14 protein-coding genes and 1 riboswitch are annotated in these 15731 nt (G+C 68.7%); of the genes, 4 read left to right on the top strand and 10 right to left on the bottom strand.

From position 1 onward, the window contains the following. Positions 1–72 precede the first annotated feature (72 nt). The 7 genes from glyA to E3O18_RS09450 form a co-directional block, all read right to left on the bottom strand. Positions 73–1371 (bottom strand): serine hydroxymethyltransferase, encoded by a 1299-nt coding sequence (gene glyA, locus E3O18_RS09420; RefSeq protein ID WP_134395067.1) that lies wholly within the window; start codon positions 1369–1371, stop codon positions 73–75. A 42-nt stretch (positions 1372–1413) separates the two neighbouring features. Beyond that, a riboswitch (ZMP/ZTP riboswitch) is annotated at positions 1414–1503 on the bottom strand. Positions 1504–1509: 6 nt separating this feature from the next. Beyond that, positions 1510–1848 carry a monovalent cation/H(+) antiporter subunit G gene (mnhG, locus tag E3O18_RS09425; protein WP_134417981.1) on the bottom strand — a complete coding sequence of 113 codons (339 nt, stop codon included), beginning with the start codon at positions 1846–1848 and terminating at the stop codon, positions 1510–1512. Beyond that, positions 1845–2108 (bottom strand): monovalent cation/H+ antiporter complex subunit F, encoded by a 264-nt coding sequence (locus E3O18_RS09430; protein WP_134395069.1) that lies wholly within the window; start codon positions 2106–2108, stop codon positions 1845–1847. Before E3O18_RS09430 ends, mnhG begins: the two co-directional genes overlap by 4 nt. Continuing rightward, a complete protein-coding gene (locus tag E3O18_RS09435; protein WP_134395070.1) occupies positions 2108–2734 on the bottom strand; it encodes a Na+/H+ antiporter subunit E in 627 nt (208 codons plus the stop codon). The genes E3O18_RS09430 and E3O18_RS09435 overlap by 1 nt, the downstream gene beginning before the upstream one ends. Further along, complete coding sequence (locus tag E3O18_RS09440) at positions 2731–4290, bottom strand: Na+/H+ antiporter subunit D (protein WP_134417982.1); 1560 nt, start codon at positions 4288–4290, stop codon at positions 2731–2733. Before E3O18_RS09440 ends, E3O18_RS09435 begins: the two co-directional genes overlap by 4 nt. After that, positions 4287–4775, bottom strand: a complete 489-nt coding sequence (locus tag E3O18_RS09445) for an NADH-quinone oxidoreductase subunit K (RefSeq protein ID WP_134398017.1) — start codon at positions 4773–4775, stop codon at positions 4287–4289. The genes E3O18_RS09440 and E3O18_RS09445 overlap by 4 nt, the downstream gene beginning before the upstream one ends. Further along, positions 4772–7687 (bottom strand): Na+/H+ antiporter subunit A, encoded by a 2916-nt coding sequence (locus tag E3O18_RS09450; RefSeq protein WP_134417984.1) that lies wholly within the window; start codon positions 7685–7687, stop codon positions 4772–4774. Before E3O18_RS09450 ends, E3O18_RS09445 begins: the two co-directional genes overlap by 4 nt. 188 nt (positions 7688–7875) lie before the next feature. Between E3O18_RS09450 and E3O18_RS09455 the strand changes: the two genes are divergently transcribed. Further along, positions 7876–9402 (top strand): amino acid permease, encoded by a 1527-nt coding sequence (locus tag E3O18_RS09455; protein WP_241976628.1) that lies wholly within the window; start codon positions 7876–7878, stop codon positions 9400–9402. Positions 9403–9507: 105 nt separating this feature from the next. After that, the gene (locus tag E3O18_RS09460; RefSeq protein ID WP_134395075.1) at positions 9508–9927 is read left to right on the top strand and encodes a GreA/GreB family elongation factor; all 420 of its coding nucleotides are present in this window, start codon (positions 9508–9510) and stop codon (positions 9925–9927) included. 81 nt (positions 9928–10008) lie between these two features. On the opposite strand, the gene E3O18_RS09465 is transcribed toward E3O18_RS09460, so the two are convergent. Next, entirely contained in the window at positions 10009–11334 is a 1326-nt protein-coding gene (locus tag E3O18_RS09465; protein WP_134417985.1) for an MFS transporter, read from the bottom strand. 166 nt (positions 11335–11500) lie between these two features. Between E3O18_RS09465 and E3O18_RS09470 the strand changes: the two genes are divergently transcribed. After that, entirely contained in the window at positions 11501–12373 is an 873-nt protein-coding gene (locus tag E3O18_RS09470; protein WP_134395077.1) for a formyltetrahydrofolate deformylase, read from the top strand. A 28-nt stretch (positions 12374–12401) separates the two neighbouring features. Next, positions 12402–12758 (top strand): YrdB family protein, encoded by a 357-nt coding sequence (locus tag E3O18_RS09475; protein WP_241973364.1) that lies wholly within the window; start codon positions 12402–12404, stop codon positions 12756–12758. A gap of 103 nt (positions 12759–12861) precedes the next feature. On the opposite strand, the gene E3O18_RS09480 is transcribed toward E3O18_RS09475, so the two are convergent. Beyond that, positions 12862–14190, bottom strand: a complete 1329-nt coding sequence (locus E3O18_RS09480) for a DUF222 domain-containing protein (protein ID WP_134417986.1) — start codon at positions 14188–14190, stop codon at positions 12862–12864. Positions 14191–14445: 255 nt separating this feature from the next. Beyond that, complete coding sequence (locus tag E3O18_RS09485; protein WP_241978162.1) at positions 14446–15663, bottom strand: MFS transporter; 1218 nt, start codon at positions 15661–15663, stop codon at positions 14446–14448. Positions 15664–15731 lie beyond the last annotated feature (68 nt).

Genomic DNA, 15731 nt, shown 5'->3' on the forward strand with positions numbered 1-15731 from the left:
GCCGTACGCCAGGGTGCGGAGCCTGCGGGGTGTTGGCATCCGGGCCGCGGGCGGCCGGGTGCGCGGCGGGCGTTACTGCTGCAGGCCGGGGTAAAGCGGGAAGGCCTCGGTGAGCACCTTGACGCGGGCGCGGAGGCCCTCGATGTCGGCGTCGGGCTTGAGCGCCTCGGCGATGACGTCGGCGACGACCGTGAACTCCTCGTCGCCGAAGCCACGGGTGGCCAGGGCAGGGGTTCCGATGCGCAGGCCGCTGGTGACCATCGGCGGGCGCGGGTCGAACGGCACCGAGTTGCGGTTGACCGTGATGCCGACCGCGTGCAGGGCGTCCTCGGCCTGCTGGCCGTTGATCGGCGAGTTGCGGAGGTCCGCGAGCACGAGGTGCACGTCGGTGCCGCCGGTGAGCACGTCGACGCCGCCGGCGCGCGAGTCATCCGCCATCAGACGGTCGGCGAGGATGCTGGCACCGCGCAGGGTGCGCTCCTGACGTTCCTTGAACTCGGGCTCGGCCGCGAGCTTGAACGCGGTCGCCTTGGCGGCGATCACGTGCATCAGCGGGCCGCCCTGCTGGCCGGGGAACACGTTGGAGTTGAGCTTCTTCGCCAGCGCCATGTCGCGCGAGAGGATCAGACCGGACCGGGGACCGGCGAGGGTCTTGTGCACCGTGGTGGACACGACATCCGCGTAGGGAACCGGGGACGGGTGCAGGCCCGCAGCGACGAGTCCGGCGAAATGGGCCATGTCGACCCAGAGCACGGCGCCGACCTCGTCGGCGATGCTGCGGAACGCCTCGAAGTCGAGGTGGCGGGGGTAGGCGGACCAGCCGGCAATGATGACCCGGGGGCGGGACTCGAGCGCCTTCTCACGCACGACGTCCATGTCGACGAGGAACGTTGTCGGGTCGACGCCGTAGGCGACGGGGTTGTAGAGCTTGCCGGAGAAGTTGAGCTTCATGCCGTGGGTGAGGTGGCCGCCGTGGGCCAGTTCCAGCCCGAGGATGGTGTCGCCGGGCGTCGCGATGGCCGACAGCACGGCGGCGTTCGCGGTGGCGCCGGAGTGGGGCTGCACATTGGCGTAGGCGGCGCCGAAGAGGGACTTGGCCCGGTCGATGGCGAGCTGCTCGGCGACGTCCACGTACTCGCAGCCGCCGTAGTAACGGCGTCCCGGGTAGCCCTCGGCGTACTTGTTGGTGAGCACCGAGCCCTGCGACTGCAGCACTGCACGCGGCACGAAGTTCTCGCTGGCGATCATTTCGAGGTAGTCGCGCTGGCGTCCGAGCTCCTGCTCGAGGACGGCGGCGATCTCGGGGTCGACGACCTCAAGAGGATCGTTGAACGTGGACCGCAGAACGGTGGATGGCACGGAATCGGGCACGGGGGTCTCCTCAGACTTTGTGATTACGACGTGATGATCAATCGTCGTGGCCCAGGCGTGCGGTCACTAACCGTGTCAGTCGCTCCCCGATGGTGACCCATCTTTCGTGCTACGCCAGTCGCGACAGGGTCGATCTTATCAGTCGGGCCGGGTGCCCAGCTCATCGATTATGAGCACGTCGACGCGCACATGGTGCGTGTCATAGGCGGCCCGGCCCACCATGTGCGCGGCCACCGGGGCGGTCAACGCCTGGAACACGACGATCGCGATGACGAGGGTGACGGTGCCCACGGTGAAGTTGTTCAGGGCCACATCGGCCGTGATCGCCATCAGCCCGAAGATCTGCGGCTTGGTGGCGGCGTGCAGCCGCGACAACACGTCGGGGAAACGGATGACGCCGATCCCGGCCGCGAGGCACATCACGGCCCCGGCGAGCACCAGAACCCCCGAGATCACGTCTTGCAGGTCGTCGCTCATTCGCTGTCCTCCACGGGAAGGAAGCGTGCGACGCTGAGCGACCCGAGCACCGCGAAGAGGGCGAGAACGAGCAGCACCGGCAGCGTGTCGGTGTGCCGGTTGAACGCCATCTCAGCGCCCATCGCGCAGATCACGGTCGCGACCAGGACATCCGAGGCGATGACCCGGTCCAGCACGGTCGGGCCGCGCACGATTCGAAGGAGGGCGCACAGGGCGCCGGCCCCGAACAGCACCCCGGCAATAACGGCGACGATGTGCATCAGGCGGTTCCTCCCCGCTTTCGTTTCTCGTGCGCATGCTGGTCGCGTGCGCGTTGGTCTTGCTCGCTCCGGTCCTCGCCGCGGACCCGGCGGAGACGTTCCATGTCTTCCCGGGACCCGAGGGCCATCACGATCCGGCGTTCCTCGTCCAGGACGCCGTTCCGGAACCGTTCCACCTGGTCCGGCCGATGCACGTTGAGCACGTGCAGGTACAGGGTCGACCGCACCCGGTCCACATCGACCACGATCGCGCCCGGGACGATGGACGTCGACACCCCGGTCAGCGTCAGGATGAAATCGCTGCGGGTGCGCAGGTGCACGGCGACGATGGCGTTGCTGGGCGTGTAGCGCGGGGAGAGCGCGAGGACGGCCACCTGCAGCGAACCACGCACGATGTCGAAGCCGAGTCGGCCCAGGAAGATGAGCGTGTACCAGAGGTTCAGGCGCAGACCGAGTTCCACCGCGGGCAGGTAGAAGCCCACGGAGACGATGGCGGCCAGCAACATTCCGGTGAGCAGGTTGAGCCAGGAAAAGGAGCCCCAGAGCAGCATCCACAGCAGCACGAGCCCCAGGAAGAAAGGCACCTGATTCGCGAACGTGGCGAGGCGCTGCTTCGGGGTGCTCATGGCGTGCCGTTCGGGAAGACGACGTCGATGTAGGTGGCGGGGGTCTCGATGTTGGCGGCGGCGCGGGTGGTGAGTGCGAAAACCGGCCCGGCGAACACGGTGAGCGAGACGGTCAGCAGCAGCAGCGCGGTCGTCGCGGCGGTCATCAGCGGCGAGATGGTGCGGGTCGTGACCGCGCCCTCGTCGTCGGGATCCTCGAGGAGCGCATCGAGCATCGGCGACTCGTAGTCCTCGACCTCGCCTGCCCCGCGCCAGAAGGCGATGTTCCAGACCCGGGCCAGGGCGTAGAGCGTGAGCAGCGAGGTGGCGGCTCCGGCGCCCATCAGGATGTACGTCACCGGTTCGGCGATGTCCGCGCCGGCCTGGAAGAGGGCGATCTTGCCGAGGAAACCGGAGAACGGCGGGATGCCGCCGAGGTTGAGCGCCCCCACGAAGAACAGGAAGGCCACGAACGGCGCCGCTTTCAGCAGCCCGCCCAGCCGTGCCAGCGAGGTGGTGCCGCCCACCCGCTCGATCAGCCCCGCGCAGAGGAAGAGGGTCGTCTGCACCGTGATGTGGTGCACGACGTAGAAGATGGTGGCCGCGATCGCCAGGGGCGTGCCCATCGCGATGCCGAAGATCATGTAGCCGATGTGGCTCACCAGAGTGAACGACAGCAGTCTCTTGATGTCCGCCTGCGCGAGCGCCCCGAAGATGCCCACGATCATGGTCAGGAACGCCACCACCATCAACGGCACCGACAGCACGCTGTCGGGGAAGAGCAGGGTCTGCGTGCGGATGATCGCGTAGATGCCGACCTTCGTGAGCAGACCCGCGAACACCGCCGTGACCGGGGCCGGAGCGGTGGGATACGAGTCGGGCAACCAGAACGACAGCGGGAAGACCGCGGCCTTCACGCAGAAGGCGAGCAGGAGCAGCAAGTTGAGGATCAGCTGCACGTCGGGCGGGAGGTCCGCCACCCGGTCGGCGATCAGCGCCATGGTCACGGTGCCCGTGGCGCCATAGATCAGGGCGATCGCACTGAGGAACAGGATGGAGGAGACCAGGCTCACCACGATGTAGGTGACGCCGACGCGGATGCGCGCACCCGTGCCACCGAGCGTCAACAGCACGTAGCTGGCCGAGAGCAGCATCTCGAAGCCGACGTAGAGGTTGAACAGGTCCCCCGCGATGAACGCGTTGAACAGCCCGGCCGCCAGCACAAGGTAGGTGGGGTGGAAGATCGACACCGGTGTTTCCCGGTCGCCGTCCACGATGCCCTGCCCGACGGCGAACAGGAGCACACCGAGCAGCATCAGCGCCGAGACCAGGAGCATGATCGCGGACAGACGGTCGACGACGAGCACGATGCCCCACGGGGCATCCCAGCCGCCCACGTGCACGACGGCGGGGCCGGTCTGATCGACCTGCACCAGCAGGACGGCGCCGATAATCGCCACCAGCGTCAGGGCGATCACGCTGACCACGATCTGCTGAGGGCGACGGCGGCCGAAGGCGAGGGTCAGAGCGCTTCCGAGCAGCGGGATCGTGACAACCAGAGGAACGAGGAGATTCATAGCTTCATCCCCTTGCCCGGCGCGTCGGCAGGGGCATCGAGCTCGCTCTCGCGCTCGCTCGCGTCGAGGTCTTCCTGGCTGGCTGCCTCGTCCTCGGTGACCGAGCGGAAGGACTTCTCCGTGCCTGCCACAGTCTCGGTCGCATGCTCGTCGGTGACCGTGTCACCCTCGTCGCCCAGCCGGGCCAGCCACCAGGACCGGTAGATGAGCGCGAGGATCAGCGCCGTGATACCGAAGTTGATCACGATGGCGGTGAGCATGAGCACCTGCGGCACCGGGTCGGCCATCGCGGCGTCGGCGGCCGTTCCGGTGACGATGGGCGAGTTGCCCGGGCGGCCGCTCATGATGAAGATCAACAGGTTCGTCGCGTTGCCCACCAGCAGGAATCCGATCAGCACCCGGGTGAGGCTGCGCTCCAGCATCACGTAGACCCCGGCGGCGTACATGACCGCCATCACGATCACGAGGGTGAGGGAGGCGCTCATGCCGAGGCCTCCGCACCCTGCTGCGACTGCGAGCGGGGCTCGGTCTCCCCGGCTTCCTGCTGGCGGTCGACCTCGCTGCCGAGGCTGCGCAGGATGTCCAGCACCAGACCGACCACGACCAGGTATACGCCGACGTCGAAGATCGTCGAGGTGCCGAAGGACAGGGGACCGAGCACGGGCACCGTGGTTTCGAAGTAGGCGGATTCCAACGGGATGCCGCTGAAGAAGAGGGAGACCACGGCCATCCCGACCGCCAGCACGATGCCGAGCCCGAGAATCTTGCCGGGGTGGACGGGCACCGCCTCGCCCAGTTCGTAGCGGCCTCCCGCGAGGTAGCGGGAGACGAGGGCCAGGCCGGCGATCAGTCCGCCGGCGAAACCGCCGCCGGGCGCGTTGTGCCCGGCGATCAGCAGGTATACCGAGACGATCATGGCCGGGTGAAAGAGCAGGCGAACCAACACCTCGAGCATGATCGAGCGGTCCTTCTCGGCGACCGTGCGACCGGCCAGGAGCCAGGACTGGCGGGTGACGGCATGCCCCTCGGAGGGCGCGGCCGGGTCGGCGACCACCGTGCGCCGGTGCGGCAGAGACCGGAGCTTCCGCGATTCGCGCAGCCGCGGCACGACCGTGTTGCGGCCCGAGACGAACAGCAGGCTCGCGACGCCGGTGGCCACCACGATCAGCACGGAGATCTCGCCCATCGTGTCCCAGGCACGGATGTCCACGAGCATCACGTTCACGATGTTGTGTCCGTGCCCCTCCTCGACCGCGAGTCGCGGCAGCTCCGCGGCGATGCTCGGGGCCTGCCGGGCGCCGAGCGCGATCACACCGATGGTGCCCATCACGGCGCCCACCAGCACGCCGATCACCGCGCGCCGCCGCGGGTGAACGGGCCGGTTGCGCTGGTCGATCTTCTGGGGCAGCCGACGCAGCACCAGCACGAAGACGACGATGGTGATGGTTTCCACGAGCGCCTGGGTCAGGGCCAGATCGGGGGCGCCGTGGAACGCGAACAGAGCGACCAGGCCGTAGCCGGTGACTCCGGCCAGCAGCACGGCGGTGATCCGCTCGGCGACGCGCGCGGCCATCACCGCGGCGATGCCCATGGTGAGGGCGATCGCCACCTGGCCGGGGTAGTCCCAGAGCACGACCTGGTCCGGCCAGCTGCGGTTCACGAAGGCCGCGAACCCGAGCGCCAGCACGAAGACGACGAGGATGGTGGACAGGTACTGCGGCAGTCCGCCGATCTGGGCGAAATGGGTGATGCGCGCCGCGGCTCGGTCGATGCCGCGCACGGTGTAGCCGTAGCCCTGGCCGGCGTCGACGTAGGCCGGCACGGTGCCCTGCAACCGGGCCACGCCTCGCCGCTTCCAGAACAGTGCGAGGCCGAGAACGACCACCGCGGCGCTCAGGGCGAGCGCCGGTTCGAAGCCGTGCCAGAGCGCGAGGTGGTAGTCGCCGTCGCCGGGCACGGTGTCGGCATAGGAGGCCAGCACGGGGTCGAGCAGGAAGACGAGTGGGCCGAGCAGGAGGGTGGCCACGGCCAGCAGCCCCGGCGCCAGCTGGAAGTCCCAGCGGGCGGGGTGCAGCGCGGTGTCCGCGAGGGTCACCCGGGTTCCGAAGGCACCCCAGAAGAAGCGGGCGCTGTAGGCGACCGTCAGCACCGAGCCGAGCACGGTGCCGATCAGGGCGACCCAGCCCCATCCGTCGCCGGCCAGTGCGGCTTCCAGGAACGCCGTGAACACGGCTTCCTTCGCGACGAAGCCGAGCAGCGGCGGGATGCCCGCCATGGAGGCGACCGACACCAGGGCGATCGCGGCCAGCACGGGCGCGTTGCGCCCCACGCCGGAGAGCTGCCGCCAGTCGCGGGCGCCGGCGCGGTGGTCGATGATGCCCACGGTCAGGAACAGCGCCGACTTGTAGAGGGCATGCGCGAGGAGCAGCGCGACCCCGGCGAGCGCCGCGTCCCGGGTGCCGAAGCCGACGACGACCATCAGGAACCCGAGCTGGCTGACCGTGCCGTAGGCGAGCACCAGCTTGAGGTCGTACTGGCGCAGCGAACGCCACGCACCGACCAGCATGGTGCCGACGCCGAGGGTGACGAGCACCGGCATCCAGCCCGGCGTGTCGGCGTAGCCCGGTGCGAGACGGGCGACCAGGTAGAGGCCGGCCTTGACCATCGCCGCCGCGTGCAGGTAGGCGCTGACCGGGGTCGGCGCCGCCATCGCGGCCGGGAGCCAGAAGTGGAAGGGCACGAGCGCGGACTTCGACAGCGCGCCGACCAGGATGAGCAGCACCGCCCAGGTGGCAGCCGGGCCGGTGACGGGGTCGGCGACGATGGCGGCGAGCGACGTGGTTCCGGCCTCCACCGCGAGGATGACGACCCCGACCAGCATCACCAGCCCGCCGAACGTGGTCACCAGCAACGCCTGCAGGGCGGCCCCGCGGCTCGCCCGCTTGAACGTGTAGTGCCCGATCAGAATGTAGGAGAGCACGCTCGTGATCTCCCAGAAGATGAACATGACGACGATGTCATCGGATGTCACCAGTCCATACATCGCGCCGGCGAATGCCAGCAGGACCGCCGCGAAACGTCCGAGCGCCGGTTCGCCGGCGTTGAAGTAGCGGGCGCAGTAGACGAGCACGAGGGCGCCGACCCCGGTCACGACGAGGGCGAGCAGCCAGGCGAGGGTGTCGACGCGGAACGAGAGCGAGATACCCAACGCGGGAATCCACGGGACGCTCTCGGTGATCGCTGCGCCGGTCGACACGGCCCGGGTCTGAGAGAGGGTGTAGCCGAAGGCGGTCGCGGGGAGCAAAGCGATGACGTAGAAAACGCGCGTCGAGAGCCACCGCGTGAGGATCGGGGTGAGCGCGGACAGGGCAGCGAAAGTCAGGAGGATCGTCGCCATGCGGCCTCCCGGCTCTCGTGAAGTCCGAATGTCGAAGACAGTCTACCGGAGGCCGTGGACGCCAGCCCCGTCCGGGGGCCGCTAGGGTTGGCCAAAACCCGTTAATCGTAAAGAGCCCCATGACGCGTGCAAGCCGGGGGACTCAACTCCCCCATAAACCAGACCACCCCGAGTACCACGGTCGGGGCGTGGAGACGCCGTTCGAGCACATCTCGGATGCCCTCATCGTGCACGAGGACGAGGGTCTGCACAAGGGCCTCAAGGCCCGACAGGTGCAAATGATCGCCATCGGCGGGGCCATCGGCACCGGCCTGTTCCTCGGGGCAGGCGGACGCCTGGCCACCGCCGGGCCCTCCCTCGTCTTCGTGTACGCGATCTGCGGTTTCTTTGCGTTCCTGATCCTGCGCGCGCTCGGCGAACTCGTGCTGCACCGCCCCTCGTCGGGCTCGTTCGTCTCCTACGCCCGCGAGTTCTTCGGCGAGAAGACGGCGTTCGTCACCGGTTGGCTGTACTGGCTGAACTGGGTGATGACCGCGATCGTCGACGTCACGGCCGTGGCGCTGTACATGAACTTCTTCGCCAAGTACTGGGCCCCCTTCGGCGACGTGCCGCAGTGGCTGTACGCCTTCGCTGCCCTTGCCGTCGTCCTCTCCCTGAACCTCCTGTCGGTGAGCGTGTTCGGCGAACTCGAATTCTGGTTCGCCCTGATCAAGGTGCTTGCCATCGTGGCCTTCCTGCTGGTCGGCACCTGGATGGTCATCTTCGGCACTCCGATCCCCGGCCAGGAGGCGGGCTTCAGCCTGATCGGGGACAACGGGGGCTGGCTGCCGAACGGGCTGATCGCATCCGTTCTCGTGGTGCAGGGCGTCGTCTTCGCCTACGCCTCGATCGAACTGGTCGGCACGACCGCCGGGGAGACCGAGAACCCGGAGAAGGTGATGCCGAAGGCGATCAACACCGTCATCATCCGCATCGCCGTGTTCTACGTGGGCTCGATCCTGCTCCTGTCGCTGCTGCTGCCTTACACCGCGTACAAGGCCGGCGAAAGCCCGTTCGTCACTTTTTTCGGCACCATCGGTGTCGGCGGCGTCGACGTGATCATGAACCTGGTCGTGCTCACGGCCGCCCTGTCCTCGCTCAACGCGGGCCTGTACTCGACCGGGCGCATCCTGCGGTCGATGGCGCTGGCAGGGTCGGCGCCGCGCTTTGCCGGCAAGGTGAGCCGGACCGGCGTGCCGTTCGGCGGCATCCTGCTCACCGGCGTGGTCACCCTGCTCGGCGTCGGCCTGAACGCCGTCGTGCCCGACAAGGCCTTTGAGATCGTGCTCAACATGGCCGCCATCGGCATCATCAGCGCCTGGGGCATGATCGTGCTCTGCCAGCTGCGCCTGCACGCCTGGTCGAAGCTCGGCATCCTGCAGCGACCGGCGTTCCGGATGTTCGGGGCTCCGTATACGGGGTACGCCAGCCTGGCCTTCCTGGTCGCCGTGCTCGTGCTGATGGCCTTCGACTGGCCGGTCGGCACGCTCACCATCAGCTCACTCGTGATCATCATCCCGCTCCTGATCGTGGGCTGGTACGCCTGCCGCGGCCGTATTCTCGAGATCGCCGCCGCCCGTGAGGGTTTCACCGGCCAGGTGCCGATCCTCCCCAGCCGCCCGCTGTCGGACCAGCTGCTGGGCGCCGATCAGAAAGACGCCGACCACCAGCAGTAGCCGCCACGCCACCGATCTCCGTTTCCCCGTGTCGAGAGGCGGGGCGGCTAGCATGGCCGATTGATCACTGCGCGGCAGATTGTCTCGCGATTTACGGAGAACCCTATGACCACCGAATCGGTGTGGCTGCCACCCCGCTCGCTCGCCCTCCTGATCGAGGAGCTCGCTGTGCTGGGCAGCGACCCCAACCCGAACGCGGCCACAACCGAGCGAATCCGGGAGCTGCGCACGACCCTCCGCCAGGCCGAGGCCTCGGTCAAACCGGACGACGGCCTGGTCGAGCCCGGGATGAGGATCACCGCGATGCTCTCCGGCGACACCCGGGCGACCGTGTTCCTCCTTGGCGAGCGTGAACTCGTCTCCCTCGACCCGGAGGTGAAGGTGGACGTGTACTCCCCGTCCTCACCGATCGGCCAGGCCATCATCGGAACCCACGTCGGCGACACCGTCGCGTACACGACGCCGACCAACGTCAGCATCCAGATCGAGATCCTCGCAGCGGTCCCGTACATCGGCGGCCGGTGAACCGACGCGATTGAGGGGTGCGGATGCTTCCGCGCCCCTCAATCGTGTCGTCTCAGCCGTGTCAGATCGGCACGCCGTCGGTCAGGCCGCCCGGCGGCGCACGACGACGTCGCTGACGATCACCAGCACGAAGGCCAGCGCCAGGATTCCGACGTAGACCAGCGGCACGGCCTGCATCCCGGCCGAGCCGAGCAGCGCGGCGCCGAGGAGGGCGCCACCGCCGATCCCGGCGTTGAACGCGGTCGTGTAGATGGCGCTGGCGGTGTCGCGGATGCGGAGCGAGGCCGTACGCAGCAGCCGCGTCTGCAGCAGCGGCGGCAGCATGCCGAAGGCCAGACCCCAGAGCACGAAGGCGGTGATGGCAACCGGCAGCGTCGCCGCGAAGAGTGCCAGCACGGTCACGCTCAGCGCCGACACGGCGATGCCGATGACGAGCCCGAGCTGCGGCCGGGGGCCGAAGACCGTGCCGGAGAGCACCAGGCCGACCGCGCCGGCAATCCCATAGGCGAACAGGAGCGGGGCGACCGCGCCGGAGTCCACGCCCATCTCGTCGATCAGGAACGGGGCGATGTAGGTGTAGAACGTGTAGTGCCCGACCATGGTCAGGCCGGTGATCACGGAAAGCAGGATCACGGCGCGCATGGTCGGATCGCGACGCGGTTCCGCGATAGCAGTGGCGGCATGAGCGGCGGCGGCCCCCGCGGTGCCGGCCGCGGTCGGATCGCTTGCCGCGGCATCCGTCACGCGAGCACCATAGTGCGACACCGGCGGCAGGAACCGCCAGACGACGACCGCGCCGATCAGCATGAGGGCGGCGAGGGTCAGGAACGACAGCCGCCAGCCGAGCAGGTGCCCGGCGGCGGTGGCGATGGGCACCCCGAACACGAAGGCGAGCGTGCCGCCCGAGACGGTGATGGCCACGGCGCGGCCGATCTGTTCCCGCGGCACGAGGTGCGCGGCGTAGGCGCCGACGACGGCCCAGAACAGGCCGTGGGCCATTCCGCCGATGATGCGCCCGCCCACCATGAAGGCGTAGTTGGGGGCGATGGCAGTGAGCACATTGCTGATCGCCAGCACCACGAGCACGAGCACAATCAGGCCGTGCCGCGGTAGGCGCCGGGTGAGGTGGGCGAGGGAGGTGCTCGTGAGCACCACGGTGAACGCGAACCAGGAAACGAGCAGGCCGACCTGTCCCTCGGTGACCCCGAGTGCCCGGCTCATGTCGGGCAGAAGGCCCGTCGGGAGCATTTCGGAGGTGACGGAGAGGAAGACGGCGGCGGCCAGGGCGAGTAGGCCCACCCAGGGGAAGGGTCGGGCGGCGGCCGTGATGCTCTCCGGCGCGTGCGGCGCGTCCAGCGCGTCCAGCGCGTCCAGCGAGGGCAGGTTGATGGGTGCGGTGAATGACATGGCTCTGTGGCTCACAGACGGGAACAGGGGCAGCGCGGGTGTGCCGCGGGCCGGTCCGGATCGACTGCGCGCCGACGTGCGCGCCCGGGGCCGGCGTGCTGCGCCGACCGCTTTACAGCCTAGCCGACGGGCGGAGTGTGCGGCAGGGGGCCGGTAACCTAGTCCGATGACCTCTTCCCTCGCACCGAACCCGCGCCACCATTGGGTGATCACTCTCGTCTGCGTCGACCAGCCGGGTATCGTGCACGCGGTCAGCGGCGCGATCGTGCGGGCGCGCGGCAACATCACCGAGAGCCAACAGTTCACCAGCGCCGACACCGGCCGGTTCTTCATGCGGCTGCAGGTGGAATCCGCGGCGAGCCAGGCTGATCTCGAAGACGAGCTCGCCCCGGTCGTGCGCAGATACGCCATGGAATCCGTCATCGATGTCGTCGGGCGTCCCAAGCGCACCCTGATCCTGGCCTCGACCGCCGGGAACTGCGTCAACGACATGCTCTTCCGCCAGCGCGGGGGCCAGCTACCCATCGAGGTTCCGCTGGTGCTGAGCAACCACGGCACGCTGCGCGACCTGGTCGGCTTCTACGGGGTGCCGTTCGAGTCGCGTCCGGTGACGGATGCCGCCAGCAAGGCGGCCTTCGAGGCTCGCGTCGTCGAGGCCATCACCGAGCACGACATCGAGCTGGTGGTGCTCGCCCGGTATATGCAGATCCTCTCCCCCGCACTCTGCACGCTGCTGGAAGGCCGCGCCATCAACATCCACCACTCCTTCCTGCCCGGGTTCAAGGGCGCCAACCCCTACAAGCAGGCGCACGCCCGCGGGGTCAAATTGATCGGGGCGACGGCCCACTTCGTCACGGGCGACCTCGACGAGGGTCCGATCATCGAGCAGAACGTCATGCGGGTGGACCACTCGCGCAGCCCGGCCGAGCTCGTCGCCATCGGACAGGACGAGGAGAGCCGCACCCTGACCCAGGCGGTCACCTGGTTCGCCGAGCACCGCGTTCTGCTGGACGGCGCCCGCACCATCATCTTCAGGTAGCCTCCCGCCTCTCGGTAGGATGGGGCGAGTGACCGATACGAGCGCGACGACCAGTACCAGCCCCAACGACATCGTGCGCTTCCTGCTCGAATTGTTCGCGTTCATCAGCCTGGGCATCTGGGGCTTCGCCGCCTGGCCGCTGCCCTGGCCGGGCCTGCTCGTGGGCATCCTTGCCCCTGCCTTCGCCATTGTGCTCTGGGCGCTGTTCCGCTCCCCCAAGGCGGTTTTCCGCCTCGACCCGTTCGGCAAGGCCATCATCGAGATCAGCGTCTTCGGCGCCGCGGCTCTGGCCTGGTGGGACCTCGGCCTGCCGCTGGTCGCGGTGGTCTTCGCCCTAGTGGCCACGGTCAGCGGCGTCATCTCCGGTCGCGCGGAACTGCGCTAGAACCACCGACGCAGCACTGCCGGCGCACTGCCGGTTCGCCCCGGTGGTTGAGCTTGTCGAAACCAGGGACCAGAGACCTGGAACCACGGGCCGAACACTCTGCCTACAGCTCCGCCCGCTTGCTCGGCAGTGCGATCCGCGTCTGTTCCGGGTCGACCTCCGCCGGTGGCCGGAGCCAATATTGCGTGCCGGTTCGGATGATCGTCCAATGCTGGTTGTGCAGCAGCAGATGGTGCGGGTGGCAGAGGAGTACTCCGTCGGCGAGGTCGGTGTGCCCGTTGTCTTTAAACCATTCGTTGATGTGGTGCGCTTCGCTCCACGCCGGTGGTCTGTCGCAGTCGATCCAGAGGCATCCGCCGTCACGAACGGCCATCGCGGCCCGCTGTGCCTCGGTGAAGAGTCGTTCGTCGCGGCCGACGTTGATGATCTGGCCGTCGGCGTCGAACGTGATGCCGCGGGAGCCGGTCTCGCAGAGGAGACGGTCGATGCTCTCCTGGGAGATGGGGACCGGGTTGCCCTCGATCTGCCCGTGCGCGGCCGGTTTGCCCGGGCCGTGCTCGTTGACCTGCTCGGTCTGACCCGACTGATCCACCTGACCCGACTGACCCGCCTCACCGCTCTCGAGCGCTTTCTCGGTCACGATCACCCGCACCGACGGCCGGCGCCCGCCGAAGACCCGGCCCGGGTCGGCCTCGCCGGCGATCTTGAGCAGCTGCAGGAGTGAGTCCGCGGCGATCTGCTCGTTGCTGCGCGGGTCGTCCTGCATTTTCTTCGCCCAGACGGCCCGCTCCGTGTCGACGAAGCGCACCCCTCCACGGCGGGGAGCGGTAATGGAGTCGAAGGTGGAGAGCACGACCTCGCCGTCTTCCGGCGAGAAGAGCCCGTTCAGGCGGACATTGCCGTTGTTCAGCCGGTACACACGCAGGTAGCGGTCGTCGTAGGCCTGCTTCTCCCGGGCGGCGATGCCGGCCTCGGCGAGCGTGTCGCGCATCCGTCTCGCACGTGTGAAGACCTGGTCGGCATTCAGCGACGACGCCTCGACCAGCAAGGCTTCGAGTGCCGCCGCGAGCTTTTCCGCGGTCACCGCGGCGTCGATCTGACCGAGCCCAGCCCGGATCGACTCCGCCGCGTCGACGGAAAGGGTTCCGGCCGTGACGTCCCGGGCGATCGGGGCCTGCCACGGCACCGTCGCGACGAACGCCGCGACCTCGGCGGCATCGGCATCGAGCGCTGAGACCGCCTCCTCGACGAGTTTCTCGGCCGCCTCCGCATCGGCCATCATCGTGCCGACGGCCACCAGCTTGTAGGCGTCACCCTTCGACGACCCGGTCCACTTCTGGATCAGGGCCTCCGGCGAGAGGAACCCCTGCTGAGCGGCCAACCCTGAGTGCCCGAGTTCCGGCCGGGACCGGCGGGCGATGGTCGCCGCCATCCAGGCGGCATAGGTGTCAAGGAGACGGCGGGCCGACGCGATTCGCTTCTGACCGGCCAGCGCTTCGTCATCAGGCAGGCAGCAAGATCTGCGCTCGAGGATCCCAGCAGGGCCACGGCGTCGGCCGCCTGCCTGAGGTCTTCCGCGAGGTTGGTCATGTTCCGATTTTAGCCCATGACGCACGTATGGTCGAGAGTTCGTCACTTTCTGTGCAAGAATTTTCGAAGTCAGCTCCGAGCCAATCCCTCGGCCGGACTATGCCGGGCGGGCCTGCCGCGGCATCCGCAGCGCGTAGGCGGAGGTTGCGAAGAACAGCAGGGCGCCGACGCCGAAGGCCACCGGGTAGGAGACGCTGTCGACGAGGAACCCGGCGGCGAGCGGGCCGACGATGGCACCCAGGTCGGAGAACATCGAGAAGACCGACACGGGGCGTCCGCCGCCGGCCCCGGCCGCATCGCCGACGGATGCGGCCGGAGCGGTGCCCATGAACGCCGAGGCCACGCCGTAGAGGCAGAGAAGTGCGGTGAGCACGATGATGTTCGGCGCGAACGGGACCGCGAGGATGGTGAGTCCGGCGACCAGGAATGCCCCGATGATGGCCGGGCGGCGGCCCACGATGTCGACGAACCGCGCGGCCGGCGCGAGTGCCACCGTCTGCGCGACGGCCGCGAAGGCGAAGGCGATGCCGGTCCAGGCGGTCGGACCCCGCAGCACCTCGACGACCAGCACGGGGATCAGCGCGTTGCGCACGCCGAACGAGTTCCAGCCGGTGGAGAAGTTGGCGATGCACGCCGCGCGGAACCGGGTGTCCCGCAGCACCGTTCGGAGCGGGATGCGCTCGGGCACCGGGCCGGCCGCGGCGACGACCCCACCCCGCACCGGGCGCAGCAGCACGAGCCCGAGGATGCCGGCAACGGCGAGCGTCGCGGCGTAGAAGAAGAACGGTGCGGTGAGCGAGATCGTGGCGAGGAGTCCGCCGAGCGCGGGGCCGGCCATCCCGCCGAGCAGGAACCCACCCTGGTAGAACCCGATGGCCCTGGCCCGGAATCCCGGTGCCGTGGAGCCGAGCAGGAGAGTCATGGCCGCCACCGTGAACATGGCCGAACCGACGCCGCCGGCCCCGCGCAGGAGCAGCAGCTGCGGATAGTTCTGGGCCACGCCGACCAGCCCGCTGGAAACGGCGACGATCCCGATGCCGGAGGCCAGGATCACGCGTTCGCCGGCCCAGTCGATCAGGCGCCCGGTGAACGGGCTGGAGACGAAGCGCATCAGCGCGAACGCGGAGACGACGGCGCCGATTTCCAGGTAGCCGACCCCGAAGCTGCGCACGTAGACGGGCAGCACCGGCACGACGACACCGAAGCCCACCATCACGAAGAACGCGATCACGCCGAGCACGTAGACCTCTCGGGACAGCCGCGGCCGGCTCACGCCGGGGGGCTCGCCGCCTCGGCGCATTCGTGCGAATCGCATTAGCTCAGGGTAAGCCTTCGGTCGGTGTCCGTCCGCCGCCCGCCCAGAACCGCACCCCTGACGAATTC

The organism is Cryobacterium sp. TMT2-42-4 (assembly GCF_004402645.1).
Classification (GTDB): domain Bacteria; phylum Actinomycetota; class Actinomycetes; order Actinomycetales; family Microbacteriaceae; genus Cryobacterium; species Cryobacterium sandaracinum.

Bases quoted from the DNA above. Each gene is read 5' to 3' on its own strand.
- mnhG (WP_134417981.1), bottom strand. From the start codon at position 1,848: ATGAGCGACGACCTGCAAGACGTGATCTCGGGGGTTCTGGTGCTCGCC.
- E3O18_RS09430 (WP_134395069.1), bottom strand. From the start codon at position 2,108: ATGCACATCGTCGCCGTTATTGCCGGGGTGCTGTTCGGGGCCGGCGCC.
- E3O18_RS09435 (WP_134395070.1), bottom strand. From the start codon at position 2,734: ATGAGCACCCCGAAGCAGCGCCTCGCCACGTTCGCGAATCAGGTGCCT.
- E3O18_RS09440 (WP_134417982.1), bottom strand. From the start codon at position 4,290: ATGAATCTCCTCGTTCCTCTGGTTGTCACGATCCCGCTGCTCGGAAGC.
- E3O18_RS09445 (WP_134398017.1), bottom strand. From the start codon at position 4,775: ATGAGCGCCTCCCTCACCCTCGTGATCGTGATGGCGGTCATGTACGCC.
- E3O18_RS09450 (WP_134417984.1), bottom strand. From the start codon at position 7,687: ATGGCGACGATCCTCCTGACTTTCGCTGCCCTGTCCGCGCTCACCCCG.
- E3O18_RS09460 (WP_134395075.1), top strand. From the start codon at position 9,508: ATGACCACCGAATCGGTGTGGCTGCCACCCCGCTCGCTCGCCCTCCTG.
- E3O18_RS09465 (WP_134417985.1), bottom strand. From the start codon at position 11,334: ATGTCATTCACCGCACCCATCAACCTGCCCTCGCTGGACGCGCTGGAC.
- E3O18_RS09470 (WP_134395077.1), top strand. From the start codon at position 11,501: ATGACCTCTTCCCTCGCACCGAACCCGCGCCACCATTGGGTGATCACT.
- E3O18_RS09480 (WP_134417986.1), bottom strand. From the start codon at position 14,190: ATGGCGGCGACCATCGCCCGCCGGTCCCGGCCGGAACTCGGGCACTCA.
- E3O18_RS09485 (WP_241978162.1), bottom strand. From the start codon at position 15,663: ATGCGATTCGCACGAATGCGCCGAGGCGGCGAGCCCCCCGGCGTGAGC.